Source organism: Methylocaldum sp., assembly GCF_035627495.1.
Lineage (GTDB): Bacteria > Pseudomonadota > Gammaproteobacteria > Methylococcales > Methylococcaceae > Methylocaldum.
Genome location: NZ_DASPLO010000155.1, coordinates 1 through 16,588, shown reverse-complemented (window position 1 = coordinate 16,588; position 16,588 = coordinate 1). Strand labels below are relative to the sequence as shown.

13 protein-coding genes and 1 pseudogene are annotated in these 16,588 nt (G+C 56.9%); 5 read left to right on the top strand and 9 right to left on the bottom strand.

What is annotated here, in order from left to right:
- Positions 1-361: 361 nt before the first annotated feature.
- The 6 genes from VEB01_RS13095 to VEB01_RS13070 all read right to left on the bottom strand — a co-directional run bounded on the left by VEB01_RS13095 (position 362) and on the right by VEB01_RS13070 (position 5,077).
- Entirely contained in the window at positions 362-949 is a 588-nt protein-coding gene (locus tag VEB01_RS13095) for an ABC-type transport auxiliary lipoprotein family protein (protein WP_324876128.1), read from the bottom strand.
- Complete coding sequence (locus VEB01_RS13090) at positions 946-1,860, bottom strand: MlaD family protein (RefSeq protein ID WP_324876126.1); 915 nt, start codon at positions 1,858-1,860, stop codon at positions 946-948. The genes VEB01_RS13095 and VEB01_RS13090 overlap by 4 nt, the downstream gene beginning before the upstream one ends.
- Position 1,861: 1 nt before the next feature.
- The gene (locus tag VEB01_RS13085; protein ID WP_324876124.1) at positions 1,862-2,629 is read right to left on the bottom strand and encodes an ABC transporter ATP-binding protein; all 768 of its coding nucleotides are present in this window, start codon (positions 2,627-2,629) and stop codon (positions 1,862-1,864) included.
- A gap of 2 nt (positions 2,630-2,631) precedes the next feature.
- Positions 2,632-3,768, bottom strand: a complete 1,137-nt coding sequence (locus VEB01_RS13080) for an MlaE family ABC transporter permease (RefSeq protein WP_324876122.1) — start codon at positions 3,766-3,768, stop codon at positions 2,632-2,634.
- 120 nt (positions 3,769-3,888) lie between these two features.
- Complete coding sequence (locus tag VEB01_RS13075) at positions 3,889-4,707, bottom strand: FTR1 family iron permease (RefSeq protein ID WP_324876121.1); 819 nt, start codon at positions 4,705-4,707, stop codon at positions 3,889-3,891.
- Positions 4,708-4,738: 31 nt separating this feature from the next.
- Positions 4,739-5,077 (bottom strand): cupredoxin domain-containing protein, encoded by a 339-nt coding sequence (locus VEB01_RS13070; protein ID WP_324876119.1) that lies wholly within the window; start codon positions 5,075-5,077, stop codon positions 4,739-4,741.
- Between the two features lie 258 nt (positions 5,078-5,335).
- Between VEB01_RS13070 and glpK the strand changes: the two genes are divergently transcribed.
- Both glpK and VEB01_RS13060 read left to right on the top strand, forming a co-directional pair.
- Positions 5,336-6,829 (top strand): glycerol kinase GlpK, encoded by a 1,494-nt coding sequence (gene glpK / locus VEB01_RS13065; RefSeq protein ID WP_324876117.1) that lies wholly within the window; start codon positions 5,336-5,338, stop codon positions 6,827-6,829.
- A 155-nt stretch (positions 6,830-6,984) separates the two neighbouring features.
- Positions 6,985-7,344 (top strand): YMGG-like glycine zipper-containing protein, encoded by a 360-nt coding sequence (locus VEB01_RS13060; RefSeq protein ID WP_324876115.1) that lies wholly within the window; start codon positions 6,985-6,987, stop codon positions 7,342-7,344.
- A gap of 196 nt (positions 7,345-7,540) precedes the next feature.
- Here the strand turns inward: VEB01_RS13060 and VEB01_RS13055 are convergent, their stop codons facing one another.
- Together VEB01_RS13055 and VEB01_RS13050 are read right to left on the bottom strand one after the other, a co-directional pair.
- Positions 7,541-7,939: a hypothetical protein gene (locus tag VEB01_RS13055; protein ID WP_324876113.1), complete on the bottom strand. Its 399-nt coding sequence runs from the start codon at positions 7,937-7,939 to the stop codon at positions 7,541-7,543.
- A 644-nt stretch (positions 7,940-8,583) separates the two neighbouring features.
- Positions 8,584-9,219: a TetR/AcrR family transcriptional regulator gene (locus VEB01_RS13050; protein WP_324876111.1), complete on the bottom strand. Its 636-nt coding sequence runs from the start codon at positions 9,217-9,219 to the stop codon at positions 8,584-8,586.
- Between the two features lie 320 nt (positions 9,220-9,539).
- Here VEB01_RS13050 and VEB01_RS13045 point away from each other — a divergent pair, with 320 nt between their 5' ends.
- From VEB01_RS13045 to VEB01_RS13035, 3 genes are all read left to right on the top strand, one after another.
- The gene (locus VEB01_RS13045) at positions 9,540-10,604 is read left to right on the top strand and encodes an efflux RND transporter periplasmic adaptor subunit (protein WP_324876109.1); all 1,065 of its coding nucleotides are present in this window, start codon (positions 9,540-9,542) and stop codon (positions 10,602-10,604) included.
- Between the two features lie 21 nt (positions 10,605-10,625).
- Entirely contained in the window at positions 10,626-13,823 is a 3,198-nt protein-coding gene (locus tag VEB01_RS13040; protein WP_324876107.1) for an efflux RND transporter permease subunit, read from the top strand.
- A 100-nt stretch (positions 13,824-13,923) separates the two neighbouring features.
- Positions 13,924-15,354: an efflux transporter outer membrane subunit gene (locus VEB01_RS13035; RefSeq protein ID WP_324876147.1), complete on the top strand. Its 1,431-nt coding sequence runs from the start codon at positions 13,924-13,926 to the stop codon at positions 15,352-15,354.
- A gap of 165 nt (positions 15,355-15,519) precedes the next feature.
- On the opposite strand, the pseudogene VEB01_RS13030 reads toward VEB01_RS13035, so the two are convergent.
- Positions 15,520-16,484 (bottom strand): annotated as a pseudogene (locus VEB01_RS13030) (IS481 family transposase).
- Positions 16,485-16,588 lie beyond the last annotated feature (104 nt).

Here is a 16,588-nt window from a genome sequence, read left to right as displayed (position 1 = left end):
CTCCTCTTTGACGACTCTATATTTGTGCTTCCTCCCTAAAGCTGGCGCACAGTCTAAAGAAAAAATTTTTTGTGTCCACCCTTTTTTGCCCATCGATCGCTCTGTCCGAAGGACCTCGATTTTCTCTTTAAAAATCTTATAGATAGTTGAAGTAGAATAGAAGCTCTTTCTAATATCCTACTATTTTACTCAGATTTATAAGATCTCTTTAGTATCTTCTGTGTTTCCCAAAATGATCACATTGATGCGAGTTACTCTCGGTTTAGACGTCGCATTTTGACACGTCCTCAGGACCGCCTTCTTACAGAAGAAGTTCAGTCGATGGGTTCCAAGGCGAGTTGACGTGATCCCTGAAAACACATCAACGAGGCCCGGTAACGGGCTTGTGCACGACACCCATGCTTTCTACCCAGGCGCGCACCGTGCTTACAGATTCATCGGTCAGACCCGCGAAAGATGCCACGGCTCCGGCTGCATCGGCGCTGGGCGAGATTCTGCTGAGCTGGAACATCCGTTCGGCTAAACGCTTGTTACTGCCGAGCTCGTAGACCAGCGCTCGAAAACGGATCACCGCTCTGGCGCTGCCCGGTCGCTCGAAAATTTGTTCGAATTCCTCAAGTTCGATCCGAATCCGGAACGGTCCGCCATCCCCCAATAGTGCAAAACGCTGTGCCAGTAACTCCGACGGCGGCGCGATCCAGCGATCAAGCGTGTAGAAACCCACTCGGGTAGGATCGGAGTAAACGAATCGATATCGAATTCGGTCACCTCTCAGCCACTCCGGGGCATCCACGTCTACCGCGGACCACGCCGCCGGTGATCCGTCCGCTCGACTCGGCAGCGGCCCCAGATCATGAAACCTGGACGGGGGTGATTTTTCAGGGCTGAGGGTACAACTCGAGACAGCCAGCACGACGGGCAACAGCTTTGCAAGAACAAATCTCTTCATCTCGGCTCCTGAAAACCCGGCTCCCCCGGTCCAGGAGCTGGCTTAGGCGACCCGAACAGTAGAATCCGAGGGTCATTTTCCAGCCTGTTGGAAAGGTTTCTTATATCGACGGCGATCGACTCGGTTTCATCAAGCAATTCATTCACCTTGGGCAAAGTGGTTTGTACCACCACGTCACCGGCCGTTCTACCCGAAGCGATCAGGCTCTCGGTGCTTTTGACGAGTCCCCGAACTTCCTTGACGGTCGCATCTAGATCACCGGCAAGCCTATTGATCCCCGCCATCATCCGCTGCGCTTCCCCGCTCAAAGCCGGTATTTCTGCCAGCATTTCGTCCACTCTTTTTTCGAATATGGCCAAGTGCTCGGTTGAGGTCGCAACGGCCTCGAGGATACGCTCGATCCTCTGGCGATTATTCTCGTTCAGCACGCTGTTGAGCCGGGTCGCCAACATGCCCAATTGGGAGAGAATGTCCTGTCCGGACTCGGTGAGCTTGTCGAACAGCGAAGGCCGTAGCGGAATACGGGCCGGATCGTCCGGGTCCGTCGGCAAAGGCTCCGGCTGCTCACCGGTATCGTACAATTCCACTTGGGCCAAGCCCGTCAAAGCCTGAACACGCAGTATGGCGTACGTGCTCCGGGTAATCGGAAGATCTTCATTCAGCTCGACCCGGACGAGAATATTCCGCCGATCTTGGGGATCGAAACGGATGGTGGAGACCTTGCCGGCATTCACACCGCGGAAAAGCACCGTGGACTCCGGATTAAGCCCGGAAACCGATCTCTGGGTGACGACGTAATAGCTCTTATACTCTTCGCCGTAATTGCCCAGCCACATGGCGGCGATAACCGAAGCCGCACCCAAAATGATTACGAACAATCCCGTCAGGAACGCGTAGGTTTCTCTACCCATATCAGCCGATCCGCTCGAAGACCCGATGGCCGCGCTTGCCGTGAAAATAATGTCGGGCAAAGGGATGCTCGGAATCCAGCGCATCCTCAACCGGACCGCACACGACTAGGCGCTGGTCGGCCAATACGCCGACTTTCGTGCACAAGTCTCTTACCGTATCCAAATCGTGGGTCACCATGACTACCGTAAAGCCGAGCTCCCGATGCAACCCGCCCAAAAGATCGACAAATTCTTCACTCAACACGGGATCGAGTCCCGATGTCGGCTCGTCGAGAAACAATAATTCCGGCTCCATCACCAGCGCCCGCGCCAACGCGACACGCTTGATCATGCCGCCGGACAACTCGGCCGGCATCAATGAGCCGTCGCTTGCGGTCAATCCCACCATCGTAAGCTTCATGCGCACCAAATGACCGATGAGATCTTCATCAAGGACACGAAATTCACGCAAGGGAAATGCGATGTTATCGAAAACGCTTAGGGCGCTGAACAAAGCCCCTCCCTGAAACAGCACGCCGCAACGGTTGCGAAGCTGTTGATGCCGTTCAGCCGCGACGTCTTGCAGACACTCGTCGAAAAGATGAACTCTGCCACGGGTTGGCTCCTGAAGCCCGATCATTTCGCGCATCAGCAGCGTTTTTCCGCTCCCCGAACCGCCGACCAAACCGAAAATTTCACCCCTGCCTAACGACAAACTGATGTCCCGATGTACCACGGTTTTTCCGAAACAGGTCCAAATCTGTTCCATTCTGATGACGGCATCGTTCATTATTACAGGCCTACCTCACGGAACAGGATCGCGAAAACGGCGTCAATCAATATAACCAGAGTAATCGATGCGACCACCGAACGCGTGGTTTCGTTGCCCAAACTCTCGGTGTTCGGTTCTATGCGCAACCCGAAATGACAAGCTAACAGTGCGATAAACAGTCCGAACACCGCTCCCTTGCCGAATCCGATAGCGAAATTGGCCACCGGCACCGCATCGGGCAAACTCATGAAGAACTGATAATAACCGACCCTCAATTCGAAATGAGCCGCGATCGCTCCGCCGATCAATGCGACCGTATCGGTCCAGACGACCAGGAGCGGCAAGGCGATCGTTAGCGCGACGACTTTAGGTAAAATCAGGCGTAGCGAACGGGAAATACCCAGCGCCTCAAGCGCATCCAGTTCCTGGGTCACCCGCATCACACCGATACGCGCAGTCATAGCCGATCCCGAGCGTCCAGCCACGAGAATGGCAGCGAGCAGTGGACCAAGCTCCCGGATAATGCTCAGCCCAAGTATGTTGACGATGTAAATCTGAGCGCCGAAGGTTTGCAGTTGCAGCGATGAGAGATAGCTGACCACAATCCCGATGAGAAATCCGACCAAGGCGGTAATACCCAGGGCCCGTCCCCCGGTCTCATGAATGGCCGCTGAGATTTCCCGCCACGGCACGTCCCGAGGATGGCGCATCAAATGTCCCACATCCAGTATGAATTGCCCGAATATCGAGACGAGCTCTAGGAAATGCTCCGCCGCGCCCGCAAAGATCCGGCGAATATGCTCGCGGACGGGCTCTACACGCCGGCTTATCGGTTCAGAGGAGATTGCGGACCAATTCTGCAAACGGGCAAAAGTGGACTCCTGCTCGGGGCGCAAATGCAGCTTGCCTGGCAACTGTCCACCCCAGGCCCGCCAAAGCAAAAAGGCCCCGGCACTATCCAAGGCCGTAACGTCGCGGATGTCCCACTCGTTCGCCGCATCGCGGGCATGGCCCTGAAGTGCATCGAGAAGACGCGGTCCTTCTGCCGCCAGACCACGCAGATTCCAACTGCCCTTCAGTGTAAGGATGTTACGACCGGATGCCGTCCTTTCTTCGATGGACGGCTGGAGTGCCCTGTCGGGCGACTGCTCTATCATAGGGGATATTCAAGCGCCTTTAGCCATCACGGACAAGGCGGCTGACGGGTTTTTTGGGCCGTACGGATATCTCCGCGATTTTTACGAGCGCTTGTCAGAGGGTACAACGCCGCTTCAGGATCACGCGGGCCGCCCCGGTCTGTCCCCAAATACCCGCATCAAACTCGAGATGATTGCGAGCGTTGCGAGATAGAAGAGAATCTGCATGCCATCCGGTCGGGAGACATAGCCGATCAGGGTATGCAAAACTTGACCGATCAAACTGTCCTCGGACAGCCAATTGGACGTATTCCACACCTCGCGGCCCAAAGGCGGAAGCAGGTCGGCCTGTACCAGATAGGCCGCTCCCTGCGAAGCCAACCCAGCCGCCAAAAACAGAATAAGCCAACTGGTCACCTTAAACAGGTAACGCGTGGGAATGCGCAGCAAGCCGTAGTACATCGCCAGGCCTACGGCGGTGCCCAGGGAGATGCCAACGACTCCACCCGTCAGCATAGATCCCGTGTTACTTTCATCCGCTGACGCGATTCCATATAAAAAAAGAACGACTTCCGAACCTTCCCGCAGCACCGCTAGCCCGACCACGACCGCCAGAGCATAGAGGGGCCGGTCACCCGACAACACAGCTTTTCCCACCCGGCTCATTTCCTGCGCGAGTTCCCGTCCGTGGCGCTGCATCCAGACGTTGTGCCAGCCGAGCATCACGACCGCAGTGAACAACACGACCGCATTGAAAAGATCCTGTCCGACGCCGGATGCGGCTTCGGCGATGCTGCCCGCGAAAGCCGCGACCAGACAGGCAGTCACCAGCCCACCACCGACGCCGCCCCATACCCACCAACCGCGCGCGGCGACGCCGCGGCTCGCCGCCATGACAATGCTGATCACGAGCGCGGCCTCGATGACCTCTCTGAATACGATGATTGCAGTGGCTAACATGTTCTTAAGATGTTCTTAAGGTGATACCTTTTTACTTTGCAACAATGCGCCCTTTGGCGGATTCTTCGTGAAATTCCCCAAAAAATTCATAAGTACCCGGATCGAGCGGCCCGACCGATACAGTTGCCTGACTTTTGCCGGGAATGATCTTTTCCCTTTTTAATGACCGGCTTTCGAATTCCTCGGGAGTCGGATCTTCATTCTTGACGATCAGCTTGATTTTCTGGCCTGCGGGCACCTCAAGCTCGACGGGTTCGAAACGATGCTCCTTGATCGTCAGCGTATAGGTTTCGGCCGCCGAAACGGAGCCGCAAACCATCAGCCATACGCTCAGTGCTGTAAACCGGGCCGAATGAGTCCTATTCTGCATAATGTTCGGTTCTCCCAAGGTCAAAGGAATGCGTGGATTGCGCAATTGCAACGGTTTTTGCCAAGGCTAAATGATAATGTTTATCAATTGAATAGGCAAACCGGAACGGCTGATTGACCCGCCTCTTTTCCTCGATGAATCCCGCCTCGCAAGCTTGCGAATTCTTCTTGCCTGAATAATGCAGCGGTGATACCTAGGCAACGATAGGGCATGGTGTCTACGATGCCCTGCCATCCGACGATTTTTGGAAATGACGCCATGCCCCGTTATATCGCCGCCATCGATCAAGGCACCACCAGCACCCGCTGCATTATCTTCGATCACAGCGGACGTGCGGCGGCGATGGCCCAGGCGGAACACCGCCAGATCTACCCGCGCCCGGGCTGGGTCGAACATGATCCATTGGAAATTTGGCGGAACACCCAAAGTGTAATTGCCGAGGCGCTTCGAAACGCGGAGATAGAACCCCAGGAAGTCGCGGCTCTCGGAGTGACCAATCAGCGCGAAACCGTAGTTGTTTGGGAGAAAGCCACCGGGAAGCCGGTTTACCCCGCTATCGTTTGGCAAGACACGCGCAGCGCTGAAATCTGCGAGGAGCTTTCCTTGGAAGGCGGACAGGATCGATTTCGTGCTAACACCGGGCTGCCGGTCGCCACCTATTTCTCGGGGCCCAAACTTCAATGGCTGCTGGATAACGTAGAGGGGACCAGGATACGGGCCGAACGCGGCGAGTTGCTGTGCGGCACGATCGATAGCTGGTTGATTTGGAATCTGACCGGCGGCAAGGACGGAGGCATCCACATCACCGATGTGACCAATGCCTCGCGCACGCTGCTGATGAACCTCAAAACTCTGGCCTGGGATGAGGAGCTACTCGCCGCCATAAACGTGCCGCGCTCCATCCTGCCGGCAATCCGTTCGTCATCCGAAATTTACGGCGTCGCGAAAGGGGCTCTCGCCGGCATTCCGGTGGCCGGCAACCTGGGCGATCAGCAGGCCGCGTTATTCGGGCAAACCTGCTTCGACACGGGCGATGCAAAAAACACCTATGGAACCGGATGCTTCATGCTGCTGAATACCGGCCATCCGGTGCAGTCACGGCATGGGCTCCTCACTACGGTGGCTTACCGGATCGGCAACGCTCCCCCTGCCTACGCCCTCGAAGGTTCGATCGCCGTGGCCGGAGCGCTCGTTCAATGGCTGAGGGACAATCTGGGGTTCATCCAGACCTCGGCGGATGTCGAAGCCCTGGCCAATACAGTCGAGGACAACGGCGGAATCTATCTAGTGCCCGCCTTTTCGGGACTTTTCGCTCCCCATTGGCGCAGCGACGCCCGGGGAATAATTGTCGGATTGACCCGTTATGCAAACAAAGGCCATTTTGCCCGAGCCGCACTCGAAGCCACTGCCTATCAGACCCGTGAGATACTCGACGCGATGCGCCAGGAAACGGGACTGGAGCTGGATACGCTCAAGGTGGACGGCGGCATGGTGGTCAACGAGACCCTCATGCAGTTTCAAGCGGATATACTCGGTGCCCCGGTCATCCGCCCCATCGTGACCGAAACGACGGCCCTCGGAGCGGCTTACGCCGCGGGTCTCGCCATAGGTTTCTGGCGCGACTTCGAGGAGCTTCGTGATCTGTGGGGAAAAGACAAGGAATGGCGCCCGCGCATGTCGCCGGAAACCCGAGAGCGGCTTTACGCTAACTGGAAGAAGGCGGTTGCGCGCACCTATGGCTGGCTCGAGTAACCGAAAGTAGCCAGGATCGCCGAGAAGACCCCGTCGCTGGCGTTCGCTGCCGGCGCACTACTCTCCGCCTTTCTCAATCAAGCTCCCACGTTCAGGCTCCGTTCAGGAAAACGGAATGATACTAATCGCGCCTCGTCACAAATGGAGCGAACGCCGTGAACAAAATAAGAACTCTGTTGATTGTGCTGACCTGTGCGACTGCGCTTACTGGTTGCGCATCGACGGGATATCACCCCCATGAGAACTATCCGTATCGTAACACCCTGACCGGTGCCGCGATCGGCGCCGCCGGCGGCGCATTGCTCGGCCACGCCGTGGACGATGGCGGACGAGGTGCGCTCTTGGGCGGCACCGTCGGAGCTATGGTTGGAGGCGCGGCCGGCTATTACATGGATCAGAAGAAAAACCGCGATTCTTACTACGGCCGTCAGCCTAATTACAGCGGTTACAATGACTCATATCGCCCCTCCCCTTACGGAGAACGGGAGCCACGCACTTATCCCTATCAGCACTAAATCATCGGGGATGTTTTTTCGTAGCTGCCGGGAAAGCGTAAAAGACAAGGGAGAACATTTCGAGCTCATACGTTTTTCCCGGCCCGCCAAGGATATAGCGTCCAAACTTTACCGATTCCGTCGTTCCAGAGTCACAAGATGGGTTACGCCGATGAATGGCGTGCCTACCTTGCGGCCGGGGCCGCAGCATCCTGATTTACTGCTCTTTTTGTAGCTTGTCGATCGACTCCTTATCCTGATAGATGACTTTTGGCTCGAAGTAAGCGGCTGGATATCTGGAATCCGCTTGTGGGCTTTCAGCCTTCACCGAAATATCTTCTGCTGCCCCTACAGCCGCCGGGACAATCACCTTTGGTTCGAAGTGATATGCAGGATACTTTGGGTCGTCGTCCGCCGAACTTACCGCAGCAAGCGCCATCAACAATATCGCACCGCCGAAGATAGTTGCAGTTTTCACGATGTTCTCCTTTGTGCCGTCAATCCAGATGCCGATACTATCAACTGATCGAGCATAGCGCGTTAAAGTTTCCCAAATTTTTGAATCTGTTGCCGGTATATCACTGTATTTCAAGTAGTCCGCTGAAACCGCTGTCATCAAAATCCTCCCGTGAAACGCCAAAACGGCTACATCTTGGTGCAATGCCGGACTGATTTGCACCTATTCAAGAAATGAATAGGAAGTATTGCGTCTTGTTTTTAACGATTCTCAAGTAACTCGAGGCTTCTAATGAATGGCATGACTCATGCTCAATTAAGGGCAAGTGCAATTTTCTATCGCTAAAGCTATCCAAGAAAATCAGAGTGGCCACTATTTGTCCGGAGTTGTCTTCACCATCGCCGACTAGAGGTTACGCTCATGAAAACATCCGTAAACACACTTCTGGAACGCAGTCTAACGGCTTTCACATTATGGGGATACGGATGGAAACGAAGAAAACAATCCGACAGCGCTACGTGCCGAATCGAATGGCAAGATCCCATGACAGGATTATGGTATGGCGAACAAAATGCCATGAAGCTTCTTAGGGGGTATGCCCTGGCGGACTATCGCAAGGTGAGTCCCAAGACTGATAACTACCGGTCTTATTTTTAATATCAAATCCCTTTACTTACTCCTCTCGACGTTCTCAAGCTGCCTGACAGGGCAGCTTTTTTATTTGCTCTCGACATTCTAGGCGGCAGGAAAATCGCTCCCCGTCCAACAAGCCGAGTTGCCTTTTCTTTTATAGTCCCGACTACTCATAGGTCCGTTCGGTTTAAACAACCTCGCAGGAATAGTTCAACCACCTGCTGCGTCCACTGCGCTATTTCATCCCCGGTTGGAGCGTCTTCCAAACCCAGTTGTTGCCGCTGAAACCGTTCGCCGCGGAGAGCGCTGACAAACTGCCCGGCTAAAAATATCGGATCAATGCCTATCACTTGCCCCGACTTCTGGTGCATTGCGAAAAACTGCGCGAGCCGATCCAGGGTGCGCTGCGGTCCTTGTCCATAAAATTCGGCGGCCAATTCCGGAAAGCGATGAGCTTCGGCTATCAATTGCGCACGCAAGCGAATAATCTCCGGACGAGAAAGACGAAAAAGAAAGTGCTTCCCGAATACGATAAGCGTTTCTTCCAAAGGCTTGGCCAAAGCTTGGTCTAACGGCAAGGTCGCTACCAACAGATCGCTGTAGTGGCGAATTACTGCCCCGAACAGATCGGCTTTACCGCCGAATTGGCGGTAAATTGTGCGGAGCGACACACGAGCCTCACGGGCAATAGTTTCTAGGCTGACATTGCCGTAACCTCGCTCCACAAACAGTCGAAGGGCATTATCTAGGAGTTGATCGCGTCGGATGGCAGATTCACCCTTCCGTGGTCGGCCTATGCGAATCATAGTCTTAACTTTATTCCTTATTTGAATGGACACACACGTCCAGTTTAGCGAAAATAATGAAACGATATCTTACCTTTTCTTTTCGCGCCGTGTCGCTATCTTCGATCGCTCTCCCTTAACACGCCATGCCTATGCCAGTCCCGTTTACATCCGGTAAATCTTTCGGCCCGTTATACCGACCGTACAATTCTCAATCCCAGATGCTCCTCAGAAACGCTACTCTTCGCACCCCGCTGTGGCTGACGCTGTGCGCAGCGATACTTGTACAAATCCTTGGCTGCAGTAAACCCCAGGAGGACAAAGCCACTCCTGCGGCTCAGATGCCTCCGCCGAAGGTGAAGATTGCTCAGCCTCTGCAAAAGGAAGTTTTGGAATGGGACGAGTACACCGGACGCATAGAAGCGATGGAAACCGTGGAGGTCCGAGCGAGGGTCGACGGCTACCTCGACAAGGTGAACTTCAAAGCCGGCGATAAGGTAAAAAAGGGAGATTTGTTGTTTGTAATCGACCCGCGTCCGTACCGGGCTGAACTGAATCGAGCGGAAGGGGAGCTCGAACGGGCCAAGGCGCGGCTCGAACTGGCGAAAAACGATTTGAAACGCGCGGAACATCTGCGGCGGTCGAAAGCCATTTCCGAAGAAGAATACGACGCCCGGAGCAAGGGACAACGAGAAGCATCCGCTGCCGTTCGGGCGGCCGAGGCGTCTGCCCAAATGGCCAGGCTGAACCTGGAATTCACCGAGGTGCGAGCACCTATCAGCGGGCGGATTGGGCGCGAACTTGTTACCCAGGGCAACTTGGTGAACGGTGGTGGCGGCGACGGGACTTTGCTGACGATCATCGTATCGATTGACCCGGTTTATGTTTATGTCGATGCGGACGAACGGGCGGTACTCAGGTACCGGCGCTTGGCCGAAGCCGGCACACGGGCCAGTGCTCGCGCAACGCGAATTCCCGCTAAATTAGCGCTTATCGATGAATCCGATTTTCCTCACGACGGCTACATCGATTATATCGAGCCCCGTATGGACCCCAGCACTGGAACCTTGCGGGCCAGAGGGGTTTTCCCCAATCCTAATGAGCTCTTGAGCCCCGGATTCTTTGGCCGACTCCGCGTACCCGGAAGCCCGCCATACCAAGGTCTTCTAATTCCCGATAGGGCCATTGGGACCGATCAAGGCCAGAAGTTCGTCTGGATTACGAAGGACGACGGCTTGGCCGAATACCGGCGAATTGTCCCCGGTGCTGCCGTTGGCCAGATGCGTGTAGTTTCCGAAGGGCTACAGCCCGGAGAGTGGGTAGTTATCGAAGGCATCCAAAAAATACGGCCCGGCACCAAAGTACAAGGGGAGCGAATCACGCTTTCCGAGACTAGCGGCACTTAATCAGAGACGCGGCGTCCGACCATGACGAGATTTACTCATTTTTTCATCGATCGCCCCATCTTCGCGTCGGTGCTTTCCATACTCATCGTTCTCATTGGAGGACTGGCCGCACTTAGCCTGTCCATTGCCCAATACCCCGAGATCGCACCGCCCAATGTCGTCGTGCGCGCGACGTATCCGGGCGCGAATGCGAAAGTGCTGGCCGAAACGGTAGCGACGCCCATAGAGCAGGAAGTCAACGGCGTCGAGGACATGTTGTACATGTCGTCCCAGTCCACTAACGACGGCGTCATGCAGCTGACCATCACCTTCAAACCGGGCACCGATCTCGATAAATCGCAGGTACTCGTGCAGAACCGGGTGGCTCTGGCCGAACCGCGGCTGCCGGAAGAAGTGCGCCGGCAGGGCATCACCGTGCGCAAACGCAGCCCCGATCTGAGCCTGGTAGTAAACCTGATCTCTCCCGATGGACGCTATGACAGCGTCTATCTCAGCAATTACGCCCTGCTACAGATCCGGGACGCCTTGGCTCGCCTGCCCGGCGTCGGCGACATCGTCTTGTTTGGCGGCCGCGAATACAGCATGCGGATCTGGCTGGACCCGGAAAAGGTAGCGGCCCGCAATCTGACGTCCGCCGATGTTGTGCAGGCGATCCGCGAGCAGAATATCCAGGTGGCGGCCGGCGTCGTCGGACAACCGCCTACGCCGGGCGGAATAGATTTCCAGCTCACCGTCACCACCATGGGACGCCTGACGGATGAGAGCCAATTTGGCGATATCATCATCAAGACGGGGCAGGACGGCCAGGTGACACGGCTCAGGGACGTGGCACGGATCGAACTCGGGGCCAAAGATTACAGCTCTGCGCTCAACCTGGACGGCAAGCCGACCGTAGGCTTAGCCATTTTCCAGCTGCCGGGCTCCAATGCCATCGACACCAAGAAGGCGGTAGTGGACGCCATGGAGAAGCTCAAGGAGCGCTTCCCCGAGGGGCTCGATTACCTCATGGTCTACGACACCGTAGTATTCGTTACGCAATCCATCGCAGCGGTGGTGGAGACTCTCTTCGAGGCGATTCTGCTAGTCGTAATCGTGGTGCTGGTGTTCCTGCAGAACTGGCGGGCCACCATCATCCCGTTGCTGGCAGTGCCGGTATCGCTCATCGGCACCTTCGCGGTCATGGCGGCCATGGGACTCTCACTGAATACTCTTTCCCTGTTCGGCCTGGTCCTCGCCATCGGTATCGTGGTGGACGACGCCATCGTGGTCGTCGAAAACGTGGAACGGAACATCGCCCTCGGTCTCCGGGCTCGGGAAGCGACCCGGCGGGCCATGGAAGAAGTAGTCGGCCCCATTATCGCGACAGCGCTGGTCCTGGTTGCTGTCTTCGTGCCGACGGCCTTCATCACCGGCGTATCGGGGGCTTTTTACAAGCAATTCGCCTTGACCATATCGGTGTCGACTGTTATTTCCGCATTCAACTCGCTTACCTTGAGTCCGGCTCTTTGCGCCCTGCTCCTGGATCGGGCCCATGGCAACAAAGATTGGTTCACACGTCAATTCGACCGGCTCTTTGGCTGGTTTTTCCGCGGCTTTAACCGGGTTTTCGGTGCCCTCAGCGAGGGCTATGCGCGCCTGGTGGGCCGATTGATCCGCATCACGGCCGTGGTGCTGGTGCTCTACGTAGCGCTCAACGGCCTTAATTTTCTGGCTTTCGCCAAGGTGCCGACCGGATTCATCCCGCAACAGGATCAAGGCTATCTGATCCTGTATGCGCAGCTCCCGGATGCCGCGTCGCTGGAACGCACCGACGCGGTGATCAAGCGAGCCACGGAAATCATCATGAAAACCGAAGGCGTCACTCACGTAAATTCATACACCGGATTTTCGATCCTGGCCGGAACCAGCCAATCCAACGCCGGCACCATGTTCGCCCGCCTCGCCCCGTTCGAAGAACGGGCCGGCCATCCGGAGCTATCCGGGGAAGCAATTATAGGCACGCTACGTCAGAACCTCGCGGGGATAGAGGATGCCCATATTGCCGTGTTCGCGCCGCCGCCGGTTCGCGGTCTCAGCTCGGTGGGCGGTTTCAAGCTGCAAATCCAGGATCGGGCCAATGTCGGCTCGGAGGAATTGCATCGTGTCGCGAACGAAGTCATCGCCAAGGGCAATCAACAACCTGGACTGGTCGGCCTGTTCACGAGCTTCCGGTCCAGCGTGCCGCAGGTCTACGTGGACGTAAACCGGACCCAGGCCAAGTCGCAGGATGTCCCTCTGGGCAGCGTCTTCGACACACTCCAGATTTATCTCGGCTCACTGTACGTCAACGATTTCAACCTTTTCGGCAGAACCTATCAGGTAACGGCGCAAGCCGATTCGCAGTTCCGGCTGAAGCCCTCGGACATCGCCGATCTCAAAACCCGTAATCGCGACGGCGAGATGGTTCCACTCGGCACCTTGGTGGACATTCGCGAATCGGTCGGACCGGACAAGGTGGCTCGCTACAACATGTACCCGTCCGCTGAAATCAACGGCACCACCCTGCCCGGCGTCAGCTCGGGTCAAGCCATCGCCCTGATGGAGCAGGTGGCGAAGCAAGAGCTCCCTTCAACCATGGGTTTTGAATGGACCGAACTCAGCCTGCAGCAGATTCTCGCCGGCAATACCGCCATGCTCATATTTCCGTTGAGCGTGATCTTCGTGTTCCTGGCCCTGGCCGCGCAGTACGAGAGCTGGTCGCTGCCGTTCGCCATCATCCTCATCGTGCCCATGTGTCTCTTGAGCTCTATGACCGGCATTTGGCTCCGCGGCATGGACAACAATATTTTCACCCAGGTCGGCTTTATCGTCTTGGTCGGGCTGGCGAGCAAGAATGCGATTCTTATCGTCGAGTTCGCCCGGAATCTCCAGGATACCGGCAGGGACCGCTACCAAGCCGCCATTGAAGCGGCGCGTCTGCGTCTTCGGCCGATCTTGATGACCTCCTTCGCATTCATTCTCGGCGTATTTCCGCTGGTCATCTCCAGCGGTGCGGGCGCGGAGTCCCGGCGAATACTCGGAACCGCGGTCTTCAGCGGCATGCTGGGCGTCACTTTCTTCGGCTTGCTGCTGACGCCGGTGTTCTACGTCGTCATGCGGGGTTTGGTCGAGCGCCGCCAGCGGCGACGGTCCGAGCCTTCTCCCGCTGAAATTCAAACGACGTCGAACAACAGTCCCTAATTTCGTAAGAATCGATATGTCTAAACCCTGCTCCACCGTTCGGCCCAAGCGGTTTGCTTCCGTGGGCACCCTTCCCGCCCGCCTTCGTAATGTCGCCCCGATGACTCTCGCCGCGGTTCTCTCCGCCTGTGCGGTCGGACCCGATTATATGAAACCGGAATCCGCTCCGGGACCGCAGTTCGCCAACACCGTGCTTCCCGAATTCAAGCGCGACGGCATCGAGGTGGCGTGGTGGAAGCAGTTCGGCGATCCCGTGCTGTCGGACCTGATTGATCGGGCGGTGAAAAACAACCGGGATCTCAAGACGGCCGAGGCGAATCTCCGCGTTGCGCGCGCGCTCTACCTGGAAGCCGGGCTGGATCTCCTCCCCACCATAACCAGTCACGCCAATTACACGACGCAAAAGCGAAGTTTCGACGCAATGAACCGTCGGACCTTCGCGCCGCGCGAGCTTGAGCTCTTCAACGTCGGTTTCGACGCTTTTTGGGAATTGGACATATTCGGCCGGATACGACGTAACGTCGAAGCGCGCGATGCCGAGGTGGACGCCGCGGAAGCCGATCTGCGCGACCTACTCGTCATCGTCATTTCCGAGGTGGCGCGCAACTACCTCGAGTTGCGGGGCATGCAAAATCAACTGAATGTCGCCCAAAAAAACGCTGACAATCAGGCCGCCACGTTGGAATTGACCGAGGCTCGGCTGGAAGCCGGCCGCGGCACGGAACTGGACACCTCGCGAGCCAAGGCTCAACTCGACTCCACGCTGGCGACGATTCCGCCGATTCAAACCAGGATTCGGGAAAACATTCATCGCCTCAGCGTGCTGATCGGTCAGCTTCCGGACACGCTATCGAGCCGCCTGTCCGAGCCCGCGCCGATGCCCACGATTCCCGAAACGATCGATATCGGCAATCCAGCCGATCTCCTGCGACGGCGCCCCGATATCCGCGTCGCTGAGCGTAGTCTGGCCGCGGCTACCGCCGGAATCGGCGTTGCCACGGCCGATCTTTTCCCCCGAGTGACCTTCAACGGTACGATCGCGCTGGAAGCCCGCACCCTTTCGGGCCTCGGCGCTGCCGGCTCGGAAGCTTTTTTCGCCGGGCCCCGCATCTCCTGGGCATTTCTCGATTTGGGACGCGTCCGTGCCCGCATCAAGGCGGCGGACGCCAACGCAGAAGCCAATCTCGCGAGTTATGAGCAAACCGTACTCACGGCGCTCGAGGAAACCGAAAACGCGCTGGTGAATTACAACCGGCAACGCGCCCGGCGTGACTTGCTGGCTTCAGCCTCAACAGCCAGCGTACGGGCACATCAACTTGCGCATCTGCGTTTCGAAGACGGCATTACGGATTTTCTCACCGTGTTGGATGTCGAACGCCGCTTGCTCCTGGATCAGGAACAACTGGCCCTAAGTCAGACTAACACGGCAACGAGTCTGATCGCGCTCTATAAGGCTCTCGGCGGCGGCTGGGAAATTTACGCAGCAGATCGGAATGCCGCCGCTAACACGGTTCCCGTATTATCGGATTAAACGGATCGTCGGGGCGGATAAGGTAGTACGCGCTTGCCCAAGCGCTTAACCATAAGCCTGATTTATCCAAAACCTAAATTTATTCAATTTTTACATGTGAATACTCGGGCCTAGACTTCCTACTAAGAGATCATGTTATCGCTTTACCCATCTTTGAACGGAGGACTAGCCGTCAAGTCCCGCCTGTTTATAAACCTTCTTGCGAAAGAGATGGGGATGGGAGGTTTGCCAGTTTTTGAGAGCTTGAACGGGGGTGAGATGGCCCAAGGCCCGCTGTGGGATGTGCTGGTTGTAGAGGGCGACAAGCGGTGCAAGGTGGTTTCCAAATCCGCCGTGGCGTCGAAGCGATGGGTTTGCAGGACCTCCTCGATCCGCCCGTTGAAGCGTTCCACCATGCCATTGGTTTGGGGCCGACGAGGCGGGATCAGGCGGTGTTCGATGGCCTGTTCGGCACAGAGTTGGTCGAACTCATGAGCGCCCGAGGGTTGCCGGGTACGGGTCAGGAAGCGGTCGGTGAACTCCGAACCATTGTCGGTCAGGCACTTCTGGATGCGGAACGGGGCGGCCTGAATCACGGCTTTGAGGAACGCCTTGGCGGTCAGGGCGGTGCGGTTGGGCTTGAGGGCGATATAGACCCAGCGGGTGGCGCGGTCGATGGCGACGAACAGGTGGCGGCGCGGCTCGCCGTCGATGGCCGGGAGGTATTTGACATCGACATGGATGAAGCCGGGTTCATACGCCTTGAACGGCTTGATCGGTGTGGGGGCGGGCGTCGGGAGCAGGGCCTTGAGGGAGGCGATGCCGTGACGCCGCAGACAGCGGTCCAGTCCCGAGCGGGACACGGCCGGATGAAGGAACTCCCGCGTGACGGCCAGGAGATCGTCCAAGGGCAGCAGCAGGGCGATCCGCAGATACACCACGATGGCTTCCTGGGCCGGCGTCAGTGTGGTGTGCAGGGAGTGGGGGCGGTGCGAGGCATCCGCGACCGACTCGCGGCGTTTCCACTTGCGGACGGTCGTACGGCTAATGCCATGTTTCTTCGCCAGGGCGCGCTCACTCAGCTCGGAGTCTCGAATCGCCTGCCGCACGGCGGGGGTGGTGCGGGCGTTCTTGTGAAGTTGAATCTGCATCGTGATGAGTCTCAACCGGATGAACCAAAAACTTCACGGAGGACACTCCGTGCCTCGAAGAGAGCATAGCTCCTTCTTGGTAAAGAATCACACGGGACCTGACA